14 protein-coding genes are annotated in these 16,276 nt (G+C 71.8%); 12 read left to right on the forward strand and 2 right to left on the reverse strand.

The annotated features are described in order from the left end of the window. The first annotated feature begins 148 nt into the window (after positions 1–148). From AB0F82_RS07375 to AB0F82_RS07395, 5 genes are all read left to right on the forward strand, one after another. The gene (locus AB0F82_RS07375) at positions 149–787 is read left to right on the forward strand and encodes an AIM24 family protein (protein ID WP_356810617.1); all 639 of its coding nucleotides are present in this window, start codon (positions 149–151) and stop codon (positions 785–787) included. Further along, the gene (locus AB0F82_RS07380) at positions 787–1,437 is read left to right on the forward strand and encodes an AIM24 family protein (protein ID WP_030768970.1); all 651 of its coding nucleotides are present in this window, start codon (positions 787–789) and stop codon (positions 1,435–1,437) included. The genes AB0F82_RS07375 and AB0F82_RS07380 overlap by 1 nt, the downstream gene beginning before the upstream one ends. A gap of 14 nt (positions 1,438–1,451) precedes the next feature. Then, the gene (locus AB0F82_RS07385; RefSeq protein ID WP_362624932.1) at positions 1,452–2,252 is read left to right on the forward strand and encodes an AIM24 family protein; all 801 of its coding nucleotides are present in this window, start codon (positions 1,452–1,454) and stop codon (positions 2,250–2,252) included. Between the two features lie 68 nt (positions 2,253–2,320). Beyond that, the gene (locus AB0F82_RS07390) at positions 2,321–2,797 is read left to right on the forward strand and encodes a MarR family winged helix-turn-helix transcriptional regulator (protein WP_030660375.1); all 477 of its coding nucleotides are present in this window, start codon (positions 2,321–2,323) and stop codon (positions 2,795–2,797) included. 115 nt (positions 2,798–2,912) lie between these two features. After that, positions 2,913–3,482 carry a PepSY domain-containing protein gene (locus tag AB0F82_RS07395; protein WP_356810615.1) on the forward strand — a complete coding sequence of 190 codons (570 nt, stop codon included), beginning with the start codon at positions 2,913–2,915 and terminating at the stop codon, positions 3,480–3,482. A 74-nt stretch (positions 3,483–3,556) separates the two neighbouring features. Here AB0F82_RS07395 and meaB read toward each other — a convergent pair whose 3' ends face one another. Both meaB and AB0F82_RS07405 read right to left on the reverse strand, forming a co-directional pair. Beyond that, positions 3,557–4,519: a methylmalonyl Co-A mutase-associated GTPase MeaB gene (gene meaB / locus AB0F82_RS07400; RefSeq protein ID WP_356810614.1), complete on the reverse strand. Its 963-nt coding sequence runs from the start codon at positions 4,517–4,519 to the stop codon at positions 3,557–3,559. 129 nt (positions 4,520–4,648) lie between these two features. After that, on the reverse strand, positions 4,649–5,848 hold the full coding sequence (locus AB0F82_RS07405) for an acetyl-CoA C-acetyltransferase (RefSeq protein WP_356815990.1): 1,200 nt from the start codon (positions 5,846–5,848) through the stop codon (positions 4,649–4,651). 135 nt (positions 5,849–5,983) lie between these two features. On the opposite strand from AB0F82_RS07405, the gene mce reads away from it, so the two are divergent. From mce to AB0F82_RS07440, 7 genes are all read left to right on the forward strand, one after another. Beyond that, complete coding sequence (gene mce / locus AB0F82_RS07410; RefSeq protein ID WP_030030807.1) at positions 5,984–6,412, forward strand: methylmalonyl-CoA epimerase; 429 nt, start codon at positions 5,984–5,986, stop codon at positions 6,410–6,412. 179 nt (positions 6,413–6,591) lie between these two features. After that, positions 6,592–11,148, forward strand: coding sequence for a polarized growth protein Scy (scy, locus tag AB0F82_RS07415; RefSeq protein WP_362624815.1), 4,557 nt, complete (start codon positions 6,592–6,594; stop codon positions 11,146–11,148). A 196-nt stretch (positions 11,149–11,344) separates the two neighbouring features. Then, positions 11,345–12,283 (forward strand): cellulose-binding protein, encoded by a 939-nt coding sequence (locus AB0F82_RS07420; protein WP_356815651.1) that lies wholly within the window; start codon positions 11,345–11,347, stop codon positions 12,281–12,283. Positions 12,284–12,384: 101 nt separating this feature from the next. After that, the gene (locus AB0F82_RS07425; RefSeq protein ID WP_356815653.1) at positions 12,385–13,389 is read left to right on the forward strand and encodes an ABC transporter ATP-binding protein; all 1,005 of its coding nucleotides are present in this window, start codon (positions 12,385–12,387) and stop codon (positions 13,387–13,389) included. Positions 13,390–13,391: 2 nt separating this feature from the next. Further along, on the forward strand, positions 13,392–14,168 hold the full coding sequence (locus AB0F82_RS07430; RefSeq protein WP_362624935.1) for an ABC transporter permease subunit: 777 nt from the start codon (positions 13,392–13,394) through the stop codon (positions 14,166–14,168). 153 nt (positions 14,169–14,321) lie between these two features. Then, positions 14,322–15,437 (forward strand): ABC transporter ATP-binding protein, encoded by a 1,116-nt coding sequence (locus AB0F82_RS07435; protein WP_356815655.1) that lies wholly within the window; start codon positions 14,322–14,324, stop codon positions 15,435–15,437. Beyond that, the gene (locus tag AB0F82_RS07440; protein WP_356815656.1) at positions 15,434–16,267 is read left to right on the forward strand and encodes an ABC transporter permease; all 834 of its coding nucleotides are present in this window, start codon (positions 15,434–15,436) and stop codon (positions 16,265–16,267) included. Before AB0F82_RS07435 ends, AB0F82_RS07440 begins: the two co-directional genes overlap by 4 nt. Positions 16,268–16,276: the final 9 nt, after the last annotated feature.

Here is a 16,276-nt window from a genome sequence, read left to right on the forward strand (position 1 = left end):
GTCTCAGCCGCTTTGCGGGATCTTGACCCGGCCCCTCCCGCTCGGAGCGGGCCCGGATCGCACCGTTTTCACGCCCATACCGCCGAGGTGTGGCATATCTCGGCCACGGGCCCTGTTCGGGTCCGCCCGCTGCCGATAACGTCTCCCCGTGGCTCAGTTCCGACTCCAAGGCAGCAAGGTGCTGGCCGTCGACCTGACCGGGGACGCCGTGAAAGCGAAGAACGGCTCCATGGTCGCGTACGACGGGCAGATGGCCTTCAAGAAGATGACCGGCGGCGGCGAAGGCCTCCGCGGCATGGTGACCCGCCGGCTGACCGGCGAACAGATGACGGTGATGGAAGTGCAGGGGCACGGCACCTGCTTCTTCGCCGACCGCGCAAGTGAGATCAATCTGGTCGATCTGCGCGGCGAGAAGCTCTACGTCGAGTCCAGCAACCTGCTGTGCACCGACGCCGGTCTGCGGACCGGCACCACCTTCACCGGGCTGCGCGGAGCGTCGACGGGCAACGGCCTGTTCACCACGACGGTCGAGGGATCGGGCCAGGCGGCGATCGTCTCCGACGGTCCGGCCGTGGTACTGCGCGTGAGCGCCCAGTACCCGCTGTCCGTCGACCCGGGGGCGTACATCGCGCACACCGGCAACCTCCAACAGTCATTCCAGTCCGGTGTGACCTTCCGCACGCTGATCGGCGAGGGCTCCGGCGAGGCCTTCCAGATCCGCTTCGAGGGCGAGGGCCTGGTCTACGTGCAGCCCAGCGAGCGCAACACCATCGGGGGCGACGTCTGATGCCGTTCCGCGAGATCAACTCGAAGATGGTCGAGGCCCAGGTGGTCCCGGGCCAGAGGATGTTCAGCCAGCGCGGCGCCATGCTCGCGTACCGCGGCGACGTCTCCTTCACCCCCAGCCTGACGGGCGGTCAGGGCGGGGTCATGGGCATGATCGGGCGCCGCGTGGCGAACGAGCAGACCCCGCTGATGACGGTCGAGGGCAGCGGCACGGTGATGTTCGGCCACGGCGGCCACCACATCCAGGTGATCAACCTGACCGGCGAGACCCTCTACGTCGAGGCCGACCGGCTGCTCGCCTTCGACGGCACCCTCCAGCAGGGCACGATGTTCATGGGCTCGCAGGGCGGGGTCATGGGCATGGTCCGCGGCCAGGTGACCGGCCAGGGCCTGTTCACCACCACCCTCAAGGGCCACGGCTCGGTCGCCGTGATGGCCCACGGCGGGGTCATCGAACTCCCCATCACCCCGAACCGGCCGGTCCACGTGGACCCCCAGGCCTACGTGGCCCACCACGGGGACGTCAGGAACAAGCTCTCCACCGCCCTCGGCTGGCGGGACATGGTGGGGCGCGGCTCGGGCGAGGCGTTCCAGCTGGAACTGTCCGGCCAGGGCGCGGTGTACGTACAGGCCTCCGAGGAGAAGCTGTGAACTTTGGCCCCGTGATGGGCGGACCGGGCGGCCCGACGGTCTTCGACCCGTACACGCTGCCGTCCGACGACAACGTGAACGCGTACACCTTCTGCGTGGAGCTCAAGGGGAGCCAGTGGTTCCTGCAGAAGGGCAAGATGATCTCGTACTACGGGCGCATCGAGTTCAACGGCATCGGCAACGGGCGCTTCGACCGCCTGCTGCGCACCAGCTTCCACTCGCCGCTGCACGCCGGCGACTGGGTGGTCGCCGAGGGCCAGGGCAAGATGCTGCTGGCCGACCGCGCCTTCGACGTGAACTCGTACGACCTGGACAACGGCAACCTGACGATCCGCGCGGGCAACCTGCTGGCCTACCAGCCCTCGCTCGCCCTGAAGCAGTCGATCGTCCCGGGATTCCTGACGCTGATCGGGACCGGGAAGTTCGTGGCGGCCTCGAACGGGCCGGTGGTGTTCATGGAGCCGCCGCTGCGCGTGGACCCGCAGGCGCTCGTCGGCTGGGCGGACTGCCCCTCTCCCTGTCACCATTACGATCACGGCTACATGTCCGGCGTGATGGGCGGGCTGCGTTCGCTGGCCGGCATCGGCGGCGCCTCGGGCGAGGAGCACCAGTTCGAGTTCGTGGGAGCCGGCACTGTGCTCCTGCAGTCCTCGGAGATGCTGATGGCGGAGCAGTCGGTCGGCGCGGTGGGCGCCGGGGCGGCCACGGGCAACGCACAGGGCGTGCCTGGTGCCGGCCAGGGACCCCTGGGGCAGATGGGCGTGCCGCGGATGCCGGGACAGCTGGGTGATCTCCAGCGGCGCCTGGGACTGTGACGGCCGGCCGGGACTTTCGACCTTTGTTCGCAATTCAACTTTTTAGGTAGAGTTCATTCATGGAGACCATGGAGACCGAGACGGCCACGCGCTGGCTCACCGACGCGGAGCAGTGCGCCTGGCGCACCCACCTGGACGTCAGCAGGCTGCTCATGCACCAGCTGGAAAAGGATCTCCAGCCCTTCGGACTCACCAACAACGACTACGAGATCCTCGTGAACCTCTCGGAGTCGCAGGACCACCGGATGCGCATGAGCGATCTCGCGACCGCCACCCTGCAGTCCAAGAGCCGGCTGTCGCACCAGATCACGCGCATGGAGACGGCGGGCCTGGTCCGCCGGGTCAACTGCGAGTCCGACCGCCGCGGCCTGTACGCGGTGCTCACCGACGAGGGCATGGAGACCATGCGGAAGGTCGCCCCGCACCACGTGGCGTCCGTCCGCCAGCACTTCATCGACCTCCTGCCGCCGGAGGCCCTGGCGGCGCTGCGCGCCTCGCTGACGCCGGTGGCGGAGCACCTGCGCGGCACCCGCGGGAAGGTCTGAGGCTGACGCTCGGCGCGCCCCGCGGGGCGGCAGGCCGGACAATGGGCCGTATCCGCCCGCTGCCGGCCGCGCCGGGCAACCGTGAGCGCCATGGCCGGCCTGAGGAGGTCCCTCCATGAAGCGCACCCGGTACGTCTCTGCGGCCGCGTCCGTCGTCCTGATCGTCGGCGGTCCGGTGGCCGCCGCCGCCGCGGTGTCCTCCGACGCGGCGAGAACCGTCACCGCGGCCCCCGCCCTGCGCGTCGACGTGACGGCGCAGGGGGCTGCCGCGGCCGCCCTGAAGCACTACCCGGGTGTTGTCGAGTCCCTCGACAAGGACGGCTCCGTCTGGCACGTCGACGTGATCAGCAAGGACGGCAAGGGCCACGCCGAGCTGGACGTGTCCGCGAGCGGCGCCGTCACCGAGCAGAACCGGGACACCGACGAGAACGCCGCCGAGAACAAGGCCCTGGTCTCCGCCAAGGTCACCGCCGAGGAGGCGATGAAGGCGGCCCTGGCCGCCCACCCCGGGCAGGTCTGGTCCGTGCAGTGGGAGGACGGCGACGACGGAAAGGCCCCGTACTGGGAGGTCGAGGTCAAATCCTCCGACGGCAAGACCTGGAACGCCCACGTGGACCACGCCACGGGCAAGGTGACCCAGTCCGGCGCGGACTCCGATTCGGACGGCGACGACAACACCAACTGACATCACACCGGGCCGCCCGCCCGGTCGCCCCGGCGGCCGGGCCCGCTCACGGGCGACGGCCGCCGGGGTCCGGCTCAGGACTCCGTCAGGGTCGCCAGCAGGGCGTCGGCCGCCGCGTACGGGTCCATATCGCCCTCGGCGACCCTGGCGGCCAGCGCGCCCAGGTGCGCGTCCCCGTGGAGGTCCGCCATCCGTGCCCGCAGCGCCGTCACGGCGATCGTCTCGACCTCCCGAGCGGCCCGCGCCGCCCGCCGCTCGGCGAGCACCCCGCGCTCGTCCATCCACGCCCGGTGCTTCTCCAGCGCCTCGACGACCTCGTCGATGCCCTGGCCGCGGGCGGCGACGGTCTTCACGATCGGCGGCCGCCAGTCGTTGCGGCCGCGCGCCTCGCCCAGCCCAAGCATGTGGTTCAGCTCCCGGGCGGTCGCGTCCGCGCCGTCCCGGTCGGCCTTGTTGACCACGTACACGTCGCCGATCTCCAGGATGCCCGCCTTCGCGGCCTGGATGCCGTCGCCCATCCCGGGGGCCAGCAGCACCACCGAGGTGTCGGCCTGCGAGGCGATCTCCACCTCCGACTGCCCGACGCCGACCGTCTCGACCAGGACGACGTCGCAGCCGGCCGCGTCCAGCACCCGGATCGCCTGCGGGGCGGCCCACGCGAGGCCGCCCAGGTGGCCGCGGGTGGCCATGGAGCGGATGTAGACCCCCGGGTCCGAGGCGTGGTCCGACATCCGCACCCGGTCGCCGAGCAGCGCACCGCCCGAGAAGGGCGAGGAGGGGTCGACGGCGAGCACGCCGACCCGTTTGCCGGCCTTGCGGTAGGCGGACACCAGCGCCGAGGTCGAGGTCGACTTGCCCACGCCCGGCGAGCCCGTCAGACCCACCACGTACGCCCCGCCCGTCAGCGGGGCCAGCGCGGCCATCACCTCGCGCAGCTGCGGGGACGCCCCCTCGACCAGCGAGATCAGCCGGGCCACCGCTCTCGGCCGGCCCTCCCGCGCCTGGGCCACCAGCTGGGGGACGTCCACCGCCGTCATCTGTGCTGCGCTCCTCGGTTCTTCGTACGGGATGCGTGAGGGCCGCCAGGCCCGGGAGGGCGGGCCCGCGAGGGCCCGGAGATCGGGGCCGCCGCGGACCCGGTCCGGGTCCGCGGCGGCCTGCCGTGCCTACTTCGCGACGCGGACGATCAGCGCGTCACCCTGGCCGCCGCCACCGCACAGCGCGGCCGCGCCGACCCCGCCACCGCGGCGCTTCAGCTCCAGCGCCAGGTGCAGCACCACACGGGCGCCGGACATGCCGATCGGGTGGCCCAGGGCGATGGCGCCGCCGTTGACGTTCACCTTTTCCGGGGTCACGCCCAGATCCTTCATTGACTGCACCGCAACCGCGGCGAAGGCCTCGTTGATCTCGATGAGGTCCAGGTCGGAGACCTCCAGGCCCTCCTTCTTCAGGGCGTGCAGGATCGCGTTGGACGGCTGCGACTGGAGGGAGTTGTCCGGGCCGGCCACATTGCCGTGGGCGCCGATCTCGGCAATCCACTCCAGGCCGAGCTCCTGCGCCTTCGCCTTGCTCATCACGACCACGGCGGCCGCGCCGTCGCTGATCTGCGAGGAGGTGCCTGCGGTGATCGTGCCGTCCTTGGCGAAGGCGGGACGCAGCTTGCCGAGCGACTCCACCGTGGTCTCGGGGCGGATGCCCTCGTCGGTGGAGAAGACCACCGGGTCGCCCTTGCGCTGCGGGATCTCGACCGGGGTGATCTCGGCCTCGAAGACGCCGTTCTTCTGGGCGGCCGCGGCGCGCTGGTGGGAGGTCGCGGCGAACTCGTCCTGCGGAGCGCGCTCGATGCCGAGGCGGGTGTTGTGCTTCTCGGTGGACTCGCCCATCGCGATGTTCTCGAAGGCGTCCGTGAGGCCGTCGTAGGCCATCGCGTCCAGCATCTCGATCGCGCCGTACTTGTAGCCCTCGCGGGACTTGGGCAGCAGGTGCGGGGCGTTGGTCATCGACTCCTGGCCGCCCGCGACCACGATGTCGAACTCACCGGCGCGGATCAGCTGGTCGGCCAGCGCGATCGCGTCCAGGCCCGAGAGGCACACCTTGTTGATGGTCAGGGCGGGGACGTTCATCGGGATGCCGGCCTTGACCGCCGCCTGGCGGGCGGGGATCTGGCCCGCGCCGGCCTGGAGCACCTGGCCCATGATCACGTACTGGACCTGGTCGCCGGAGATCCCGGCCCGCTCCAGCGCGGACTTGATGGCGAAGCCGCCGAGGTCGGCGCCCGAGAAGGACTTCAGCGAGCCGAGCAGCCGCCCCATGGGCGTGCGAGCCCCGGCGACGATCACGGAAGTGGTGTTGTTCGATCCGGACATGAGGCACAGCCCCTTGGATGAGGAGTGAACGAGGGTTTACGTGAATGTACTGGGCGGTACCGCAGCGGTCACCGGGCTGCCGGTGTGATCGCGCGCACGTTGCGTGACGACCCCCTTCGGCGGTGCACTGTCCCCATGCTGACAAGAATCGACCACATCGGGATCGCCTGCTTCGACCTGGACAAGACTGTCGAGTTCTACCGTGCCACGTACGGCTTCGAGGTGTTCCACACCGAGGTCAACGAGGAGCAGGGCGTTCGCGAGGCCATGTTGAAGATCAACGAAACCTCCGACGGCGGGGCCTCCTACATCCAGCTCCTGGAGCCCACCCGCGAGGACTCCGCGGTGGGCAAGTGGCTCGCCAAGAACGGCGAGGGCGTGCACCACATCGCCTTCGGCACCGAGGACGTCCACGGCGACTCCGAGGCCATCCGCGGCAAGGGCGTCCGCGTCCTCTACGACCAGCCCCGCACCGGTTCCATGGGGTCCTCGATCACCTTCCTGCACCCCAAGGACTGCCACGGAGTCCTGACCGAACTGGTCACGTCAAACCCTGACCACTGATGCCCCGATTCCCCGGCCGGTAGAGTGGCCATGGCTCGGCCGGGGTTCGGTGCGGAGAGGGTCGGGGCCTGTGACCCCTGCCCCGGTATCTGACACCATTCCCCCGGGGGCGTCGTTCAGCGGGCGAGCGATGCTCATTGGGAGTGAGCTTGCGACCAGGGGACGGATGGGACCGCGCTGTGCGGGGCTACGAAAGCCAGGAGAGCCATCAGGCCGAGGCCGACCATCTCTCGCGCTTCGAGGCCGAGATGGAGCGGCTGAAGAAGGAACGCGGGAAGGCCGTCCAGCACGCTGAAGACCTGGGTTACCAGGTCGAGGTGCTGCGCGCCAAGCTCCACGAGGTACGCCGGGCCCTGGCGTCCCGTCCTGCCTACGACGGCGCGGACATGGGCTACCAGGCGGAGCAGCTGCTCCGCAATGCCCAGATCCAGGCCGACCAGATGCGCTCCGACGCCGAGCGCGAGCTGCGCGACGCCCGGGCGCAGACCCAGCGCATCCTCCAGGAGCACGCCGAGCACCAGGCGCGCCTGCAGGCCGAGCTGCACAGCGAGGCCGTCAACCGCCGCCAGCGGCTGGACCAGGAGCTCAACGAGCGCCGCCAGACCGTCGAGGCGCACGTCAACGAGAACGTGGCCTGGGCGGAGCAGCTGCGCGCCCGTACGGAGGCCCAGGCGCGCCGCCTCATGGAGGAGTCCCGCGCCGAGGCCGAGCAGTCGCTGAACGCGGCCCGCGCCGAGGCCGCCCGGGTCGCCGAGGAGACCCGGCGCCGGATGGCGGCCGACGCGGAGGCCGCCCGCGCGGAGGCCGAGTCCACGCTGCTGCGCGCCCGCAAGGAGGCCGAGCGACTGCTCACGGCCGCCTCCGCGCAGGCGCAGGAGGCCACCCAGCACGCCGAGCGGCTGCGCTCCACCACCTCCGCCGAGGCCGAGCAGACCCGGCAGCAGACCCTGGACCTCGGTCGGGTCGCCGAATCCCGCATGCAGGAGGCCGAGTCCGCGCTGCGCGAGGCCCGCGCCGAGGCCGAGAAGGTCCTCGCGGAGGCCAAGGAGAGCGCGTCGCGCCAGCTCGCGTCGGCGGAGTCCGTCAACGAGCAGCGCACCCGCACCGCCAAAGAGCAGGTCGCCCGGCTGGTCGGCGAGGCCACCAAGGAGGCCGAACTCCTCAAGGCCGAGGCCGAGCAGGCCCTGGCCGACGCCCGCGCGGACGCCGAGCGGGTACGCGCCGAGGCCGGCGACAGCGCCCGTACGGCCGCCGCCGAGGACATGGCGGCGCAGCTGGCGAAGGCCGCCCGCACGGCTGAGGACGTACTGAACAAGGCCTCGGAAGATGCCCGGGCCACCACCCGGGCCGCGTCCGAGGAGGCCGAGCGGATCCGCCGCGAGGCCGAGGCCGAGGCCGAGCGGCTGCGCCTCCAGGCCGCGGCGACCGCCGACGAGCTCAAGGGCGCCGCGAAGGACGACACCGAGGAGTACCGGGCCCGCACGGTCGAACTCCAGGAGGAGGCCCGCCGGCTGCGCGGCGAGGCCGAGCAGCTGCGCGCGGAGGCCGTCGCCGAGGGCGAGCGGATCCGCGGCGAGGCCCGCCGCGAGGCGGTCCAGCAGATCGAGGAGGCGGCCAAGACCGCCGAGGAACTGCTCGGCAAGGCCAAGGCGGACGCGGACGAGCTGCGCTCCGGGGCGACCGCCGAGAGCGAGCGGGTCCGCGCCGAGGCCGTCGAGCGGGCCGGAACCCTGCGCAAGCAGGCCGAGGAGACCCTGGAGCGGACCCGCGCCGAGGCCGAGCGGCTGCGCGGCGAGGCCGAGGAGCAGGCCGAGTCGGTCCGCGCCGAGGCGGACGCGGCGGCCCTCGCACGGCGCGAGGAGACCGAGCAGGCGCTGGCCGCGAAGCGGGCGGAGGCCGACGAGGAACTCGTACGGCTGCACACGGAGGCCGAGACCCGGCTGACCACGGCCGAGCAGACGCTGCGTGACGCCCGTACGGCGGCGGAGAACATCCGCCGCGAGACGAGCGAGGAGAACGACCGGCTGCGTGCCGAGGCGGCGGAACGCATCCGCACGCTGCAGACGCAGTCCGAGGCGGAGGCCGACCAGCTGCGCACGGAGGCGGCGCAGGACGCCGGCCGGGTGCGCGCCGAGGCCGAGCAGGTGGCCGTACGGCTGCGTGGCGAGGCCGAGGCCGAGGCCGAGCGCGTGCGCTCCGAGGCCCAGGAGACCGCGGACCGGCTGCGCTCCGAGGCCAAGGCGGCGGCCGAGCGGGTCGCCGAGGAGGCCGCCGAGGCCCTGGCCGCCGCCCAGGAGGAGGCCGCCCGGCGCCGCCGGGAGGCCGAGGAGACCCTGGCGTCGGCCCGGACCGACGCCGACCAGGAGCGGGCGCAGGCCCGCGAGCAGAGCGAGGAGCTGCTGGCCGCGGCCCGCCGCCGCTCGGAGGAGGCGCAGGCCGAGGCGGCCCGCCTGACCGAGGAGGCCGAACGCCGCGCGTCCGAGCTGGTGTCGGCGGCCGAGGCCACCGCCCAGCAGGTGCGCGACGCCGTGGCCGGCCTGCACGAGCAGGCCGAGGAGGAGATCTCCGGGCTGCGCAGCGCCGCCGAGCACGTGGCGGAACGTACGAGGACGGAGGCCGAGGAAGAGGCCGCCCGGGTCCGGGCCGACGCCTACGAGGAGCGGGAGCGGGCCACCGAGGACGCCAACCGCATCCGCACCGAGGCGCGCGCGGAGACGGACGCGGCGAAGGCCCTGGCGGAGCGGACCGTCGGCGAGGCGATCGCCGAGGCGGAACAACTGCGCACCGACACCGCCGAGTACGCGCAGCGGGTGCGGACCGAGGCCACGGACGCGCTGGCCGCGTCCGAGCGGGACGCCGCCCGTACCCGGGCCGACGCCCGCGACGACGCGAACCGCATCCGCGGCGAGGCGGCGGAGTCCCTGGAGGCCGCGCGCGCCGAGGGCGCCCGGATCACGGCCGAGGCCGCGGCGGAGGCCGAGCGGCTCACCGAGGAGACCCTCGCGGCGAACGCGGCCGCGGTCGCCCACGCCGAGCGGGAGGCCGAGCGGATCACCACCGAGGCGGCGGAGGCCGCAGAGGCCGCCCGCACCGAGGCGGCGGCCACGCTGGACGAGGCCCGGGCCGAGGGCAACCGGCTGCGTACCGAGGCCGCGGAGCAGGTCGACCGGCTCATCACCGAGGCCTCGGCGGAGGCGGACCGCCTCATCGAGGAGACCCGCACCGCGAACGCGGCCACCGTGGGCGAGGCGGCGGCGGAGGCCGAGCGCCTCACCACCCAGGCGGCGCGGCTGAAGTCCCAGGCGGCCGAGACCCTGGCGAGCGCCGAGCGGGACGCGGCGAAGATCATGGTCGACTCGCGTGCCGAGGGCGACCGGCTCATCGACGAGACCCGTGTGGCCAACGCGGCCACGGTCGGCGAGGCCGCGGCGGAGGCCGAGCGGCTGCGCGCCGAAGCGGCCCGGGTGCTGGACGACGCCCGCGCGGAGGGCGGCCGGATCATCGGCGAGGCCACCGCGGAGGCGGACCGCGTCACGGTCGCGGCCAACGAGACCCTGGCCGGGGCCGAGCGCGACGCCGAGCAGACGCTGGACGAGGCGCGCGCCGAGGCGAACCGGCTGCGCACCGAGGCGGCCGAGCAGGCGGACCGGCTCATCACGGAGGCGGCGTCCGAGGCCGACAAGCTCATCGAGCAGACCCGCAAGGACAACGAGCGCACGGTCGGCGAGGCGGCGTCCGAGGCCGAGCGGCTGCGCGCCGACGCCTCGGAGGCGCTGTCCTCGGCGCAGGAGCACGCGACCCGCACCCGGTCGGAGGCCGAGCGGATCAGGTCGGAGGCCGCCACCGCGGCGGAGCGCATCCGCGCGGAGGCCCGTACGGAGTCCGAGCGACTGCTGGACGAGGCCCGCGAGGAGGCGAACAAGCGCCGCAGCGAAGCCGCGGAGCAGGTCGACCGACTCATCACGGAGGCGGCGGCCGAGGCCGACAAGCTCACCGCCGACGCGCAGCAGCAGGCCCTCGCCGCCACCACGGCGGCCGAGGAGCAGGCCGACGCGATGGTCGACGCGGCCCGCAAGGAGGCGGCGCGGATCACCTCGGAGGCGACCGTCGAGGGCAACTCCCTGGTGGAGAAGGCCCGTACGGACGCCAACGAGCTGCTGGTCGGCGCGCGTACGGACGCCGCCGCCATAAGGGAACGGGCGGAGGAGCTGCGCGGCCGCGTCGAGGGCGAGGTCGAGGAGCTGCACGAGCGGGCCCGCCGGGAGTCGGCCGAGCAGATGAAGTCGGCCGGCGAGCGCGTGGACAAGCTGGTGCGCGCGGCGACCGAGCAGAGCGTCGAGGCCGAGGCGAAGGCGAAGGAGCTGCTGTCGGACGCGAGCAGCGAGGCGAGCAAGGTGCGCATCGCGGCGGTCCGCAAGGCGGAGGCGCTGCTCAAGGAGGCCGAGCAGAAGAAGGCCGAGGTGACCCGGCAGGCCGAGAAGGCGCTGGCGGAGGCCCAGGCGGAGGCCGAGCGCCTCGTCGAGGAGGGCCGTCGTGAGCTGGAGGTCCTGGTCCGCAGGCGGCAGGACATTCAGGGGGAGATCTCCCGTGTCCAGGACGTTCTTGAGGCGTTGGAATCATTCGAGGCGCCTTCGGGCGGCGGAAAGGCCGCGGTCGGCGGCCAGGGAGCGGGGGGCTCCAAGGCCGGAGTGACAGCGGGATCCACTCGTTCGGGTGGTAAGTCGTCGGAGGGCTAGCCAAGTGGCCGGGGATGTGTGCACCTGATGAAGGTTCAGGCGAACGGGTGACAAGCAATCCGCCGCCTTGCCACTCAAAAGGGGTCTCATTGTCCAGATCAAACGCGGATTGACTCGATGACACGCCGTCTGGGCGCCTAGGATTCCCCTTAACACCTCACGTAGCACCTCATCGGTCTCATTCGACAGGAACCCCATGAGCGACACTTCCTCCCCCTTCGGCTTCGAGCTCGTGCGGCGTGGTTATGACCGCGGTCAGGTGGACGACCGCATTACCAAGCTGGTCTCCGACCGCGACAGCGCCCTTGGACGAATCAACTCTCTGGAAAAGCGGATCGAGGAACTGCACCTCGAGACGCAGAACGCCCAGGCCCAGGTGAACGACGCCGAGCCGTCGTACGCGGGTCTCGGCGCCCGGGTCGAGAAGATCCTGCGGCTGGCCGAGGAGGAGGCGAAGGACCTGCGCGAGGAGGCCCGTCGCGCGGCCGAGCAGCACCGTGAGCTCGCCGAGTCGGCCGCCCAGCAGGTGCGCAACGACGCCGAGTCGTTCGCGGCCGACCGCAAGTCGAAGGCGGAGGACGAGGGCGTCCGCATCGTCGAGAAGGCCAAGGGCGACGCCTCCACCCTGCGCGCCGAGGCCCAGAAGGACGCGGCCTCCAAGCGCGAGGAGGCCGACGCGCTGTTCGAGGAGACCCGCGCCAAGGCCGCCCAGGCCGCCGCGGACTTCGAGACCAACCTGGCCAAGCGCCGCGAGCAGTCGGAGCGCGACCTGGCCTCCCGTCAGGCGAAGGCCGAGAAGCGCCTCGCGGAGATCGAGCACCGCGCCGAGCAGCTGCGCCTGGAGGCCGAGAAGCTGCGTACGGACGCCGAGCGCCGGGCCCGCCAGACCGTGGAGACCGCGCAGCGCCAGGCCGAGGACATCGTGGCCGACGCGAACGCCAAGGCGGACCGCATCCGCAGCGAGTCGGAGCGCGAGCTGGCGGCGCTCACCAACCGCCGCGACTCGATCAACGCGCAGCTGACCAACGTCCGCGAGATGCTGGCGACGCTCACCGGTGCGGCCGTCGCGGCGGCCAGCCCGATCGTGGACGACGAGCCGGTCACCCGCGGCGTCCCCGCGCAGCAGAGCCGCTAGACCACGGGCATTACTCGCTGGTAGCGACAAGAGTCTGATCGAGGGCCCTCCGTCACTCTTTTGAGGTGGCGTAGGGCCCTCGGGCGCTCTAGCGTGGCCGCATGATCGAGCTCGAGGGCCTCACGAAACGATTCGGCGCCAAGACCGCCGTGAACAACCTCAGCTTCCAGGTCAGACCGGGGATGGTGACCGGCTTCCTCGGCCCCAACGGGGCGGGCAAGTCGACGACCATGCGCATGATGCTGGACCTGGACAATCCGACCAGCGGTGCGGTCCGGATCTACGGGAAGCGCTACCGGGACCTCCAGGAACCGCTCAAGCACGTCGGTGCGCTGCTGGACGCCAAGGCCATGCACGGCGGCCGCAGCGCGTACAACAACCTCCTCTGCCTGGCCCGGTCGAACCGCATCCCGGAGCGCCGGGTCGGCGAGGTGCTGGACCTGGTCGGGCTGACGCCCGTGGCCAGGAAGAAGTCCAAAGGATTTTCGCTGGGCATGGGCCAACGGCTGGGAATCGCCGCCGCATTGCTGGGTGATCCGCAGATCCTCATGTTCGACGAACCCGTCAATGGTCTGGATCCCGAGGGAATTCTGTGGATCCGCAATCTGATGAAGGGCCTGGCGGCAGAGGGGCGCACGATCTTCGTGTCCTCGCATCTGATGAGCGAAATGGCCCTGACCGCAGACCATTTGATCGTCATCGGACAGGGAAGACTACTGGCCGATACCTCTATGGCTGATTTCATTCACCAGAACTCCCGCAGTTACGTCCGCATGCGCTCGCCGCAGCAGGAGCGGCTCAAGGACGTCCTGCACGAGGCCGGGATCAACGCCGTCAGCGTTCCCGCCACCGGCACGCTGGAGATCGACGGCGCCGGCGCGGAGCAGCTCGGCGAGCTGGCCGCCCAGCACCAGATCGTGCTGCACGAACTCAGCCCGCAGCGGGCTTCACTGGAGGAAGCGTTCATGCGCATGACGGCGGACTCCGTGGAGTACCACTCCCACGCACCGGGCGCGCCCCGCACGGCCGCCGACAACCCGGCCCGGCCTGCCGACGTCCCCGCCTGGGGCGCCGCCTTCGACTCCGCACGCAAGGGCGGGCAGTGACCATGGCCTTCACCGCCGTCCTCACCTCCGAGTGGACCAAGATCCGCACCGTCGCCTCCACCAGCTGGACGCTCGCGCTGGCCCTGATCGTCACCGCCGGCTTCGGCGCCCTGATCTCCAACGCCGTCGCGGCGGCCTTCGACGACATGAGCCAGATCGAACAGGCCACCTTCGACCCGACCCTGGTGAGCTTCACCGGGATGGAGTTCGGCCAGCTTGCGATGATCGTCTTCGGCGTCCTGGTGGTCAGCACCGAATACAGCACCGGCATGATCCGCACCTCGCTGGCCGCCGTGCCCGCCCGCGGGGGCTTCCTGTTGGGCAAGCTGAGCGTCGCCACGGCGCTGGCGCTGCTGGTCGGACTGCTGACCAGCTTCGTGTCGTTCTTCCTCAGCCAGGCGATCCTGGGCGACCACGGCACCGGTCTCGACGGGGAGAACGTCCTGCGCGCGGTGGTCGGTGCCGGCGTGTACATGGCACTCCTCGCCCTGTTCTCCATGGGCGTCGCCACCATGCTGCGCAGTTCGGTCGCCTCGATCAGCATCCTGATCCCGTTCTTCCTGATCGTCACGAACCTCCTGAACACCTTCGAGGCGACCCGCACATACGGCCAGTACCTGCCCACCTCGGCCGGGTCGAAGATCATGCAGGTCGTGCCGAACGCCACGGGCAGCACGGAGTCCCCGTACGGGCCGTGGGGCGGGCTCGGGATCATGCTCCTGTGGGTGGCCGCGTCGGTCCTCGGGGGCTACCTCGTCCTCAGGAAGAGGGACGCCTGACGCCCGGTCCCCTCCGGAAGGACTACGGGTCATGCCAGGGTCGGCATCGGGGACGCGTCAGGGATCCGGCCCGGGACGGAACCGTAGGATCCTCGCTATCCTCTTAACCCTTACACGGGCGAAAGTCGTCCCGGCCTGGTAAGGGGCAGCAAGATGATCGAGGCAGTCGGCCTGACCAAGCGCTACGGCGCCAAGACCGCCGTCGACCAGTTGTCCTTCCAGGTCAAGCCGGGTCACGTGACGGGTTTCCTGGGGCCCAACGGCTCCGGGAAGTCCACGACGATGCGCATGATCGTGGGCCTCGACCGGCCCACTTCCGGCCAGGTCACGATCAACGGCCTCCCCTTCCGGGAGCTGCCGAACGCCCAGCGGCACGTCGGGGCCCTGCTCGACGCCAAGGCCGTGCACGGCGGCCGCCGGGCCCGTACGCACCTGCTGTCCATCGCCCAGCTCTCCGGGATCCCGGAGAAGCGGGTGGACGAGGTGCTGGCCGTCGTCGGCCTCCAGGACGCCGCCCGGCAGCGGACGAAGGGCTTCTCGCTCGGCATGGGGCAGCGCCTGGGCATCGCCACAGCGCTGCTCGGCGACCCCCAGGTGCTCCTGTTCGACGAGCCGGTCAACGGGCTCGACCCGGAGGGCATCCTCTGGGTCCGCAACCTGATGCGCCGGCTCGCCTCCGAGGGCCGCACCGTCTTCGTCTCCTCGCACCTGATGGGCGAGATGGCGCTGACCGCCGACCACCTGATCGTCATCGGCCGCGGACGGCTCCTGGCCGACATGGGAACGCAGGAGTTCATCGCGCACAACTCGGCCGGATTCGCTCGGGTGCGTGCGGCCGACACCGATCCCGATGGCCGGGAGACGCTGGGCAGGGCCCTCACCAAGGCGGGCGGACGGGTCCTCCAGGAGCCCGACGGAGCACTGCGCGTGACCGGGCTGGAGCTGCCCGGCATCTCCGACCTCGCGCACGCGGCCGGCGTACGGCTGTGGGAGCTGTCCCCGCACCGGGCCTCGCTGGAGGAGGCGTACATGCGGATGACCCAGTCCGCCGTCGAGTACACCTCCACCGAGGACCCGCGGGCCGAGCTGTGGGAGCAGGACCCGCTGGCCCTCCCGGCCTGGGAGGACGGGCCGGCCGCCCCGGAGGTCCCGCAGGCGGGCTTCTTCGCCCCGCCGCCGCCCGGAGCGGGCGGGAAGCCCTTCCTGATGCCCAGCAATCCCGGCGAGCTCGCGAGCACCGCCAAGGACTCCGCAGAGGACACCCGATGACCCCGACGACCACGACGCCGGACCGGCCGCGGAGCTACAGCTCCCCGCTGCCCACGCCGCGGCCGCACCTGGGGCACGCCCTCGCCTCCGAGTGGACCAAGCTCATCTCGATCCGGTCCACCCTGTGGACGCTGGGCGCCCTCGTGCTGACCGTCGTCGGCATCGGGCTGCTCTTCGTCACGCAGAGCGTGGACCGGGACTACGAGTCCATCTCCTTCACCACGCCCGCCCTCTTCGGCCTGATGGTCGGGCAGGTCGCGGTGATGGTCCTCGGTGTGCTGACCATCGCCTCGGAGCACGCCACCGGACTGGTGCGCACCACGTTCACCGCCGCCCCGGACCGCTTCCGGGTGCTCACCGCGAAGTACCTCGTCTTCAGCATCACGGCCTTCGTCGCCACCACGCTGTCCGTCTTCGTGGTCGGGATCGCCGCCATGCTCGCCCACGCCGGGTCCGCGGCCGGCCCGCACGCGGGGGACGAGTGGCTGGGCGCAGCGGCCGGCTGCTTCTACGTCACCCTGCTCGGCGTGCTCGCGCTCGCGGTCGGCGCGCTGGTGCGGCACTCGGCGGGGGCGATCGCCGTCATGCTCGGCGTGGTCACGCTGCCGCCGGTGGTAGGGGCCATGCTCACGGTCTGGGAGGCCGTGGCCCCCATCGGGCGGGCGGTCCTCCAGCGCAACGTGCCGGTCGCGCTGAGCCAGTTGTTCGGCATGCAGGAGAGCGACATGGGCCCGGCCCCGAGCAACCTGTCCAACCTGCTGATCCTCGTGCTGATCACGGGCGCTGCCGTGGCCGCCTCGTACGTCGTCGTCGGCCGCCGGGACGTCTAGCCGATCGGG

It is taken from the genome of Streptomyces virginiae (assembly GCF_040638905.1).
Taxonomy (GTDB): domain Bacteria; phylum Actinomycetota; class Actinomycetes; order Streptomycetales; family Streptomycetaceae; genus Streptomyces; species Streptomyces virginiae_B.

What these genes read in the sequence shown, in the direction of transcription:
- AB0F82_RS07380 (WP_030768970.1), top strand. Translation starts at nt 787, where the DNA reads ATGCCGTTCCGCGAGATCAACTCGAAGATGGTCGAGGCCCAGGTGGTC.
- AB0F82_RS07385 (WP_362624932.1), top strand. Translation starts at nt 1,452, where the DNA reads ATGGGCGGACCGGGCGGCCCGACGGTCTTCGACCCGTACACGCTGCCG.
- AB0F82_RS07390 (WP_030660375.1), top strand. Translation starts at nt 2,321, where the DNA reads ATGGAGACCGAGACGGCCACGCGCTGGCTCACCGACGCGGAGCAGTGC.
- AB0F82_RS07395 (WP_356810615.1), top strand. Translation starts at nt 2,913, where the DNA reads ATGAAGCGCACCCGGTACGTCTCTGCGGCCGCGTCCGTCGTCCTGATC.
- meaB (WP_356810614.1), bottom strand. Translation starts at nt 4,519, where the DNA reads ATGACGGCGGTGGACGTCCCCCAGCTGGTGGCCCAGGCGCGGGAGGGC.
- AB0F82_RS07405 (WP_356815990.1), bottom strand. Translation starts at nt 5,848, where the DNA reads ATGTCCGGATCGAACAACACCACTTCCGTGATCGTCGCCGGGGCTCGC.
- mce (WP_030030807.1), top strand. Translation starts at nt 5,984, where the DNA reads ATGCTGACAAGAATCGACCACATCGGGATCGCCTGCTTCGACCTGGAC.
- AB0F82_RS07420 (WP_356815651.1), top strand. Translation starts at nt 11,345, where the DNA reads ATGAGCGACACTTCCTCCCCCTTCGGCTTCGAGCTCGTGCGGCGTGGT.
- AB0F82_RS07425 (WP_356815653.1), top strand. Translation starts at nt 12,385, where the DNA reads ATGATCGAGCTCGAGGGCCTCACGAAACGATTCGGCGCCAAGACCGCC.
- AB0F82_RS07430 (WP_362624935.1), top strand. Translation starts at nt 13,392, where the DNA reads ATGGCCTTCACCGCCGTCCTCACCTCCGAGTGGACCAAGATCCGCACC.
- AB0F82_RS07435 (WP_356815655.1), top strand. Translation starts at nt 14,322, where the DNA reads ATGATCGAGGCAGTCGGCCTGACCAAGCGCTACGGCGCCAAGACCGCC.
- AB0F82_RS07440 (WP_356815656.1), top strand. Translation starts at nt 15,434, where the DNA reads ATGACCCCGACGACCACGACGCCGGACCGGCCGCGGAGCTACAGCTCC.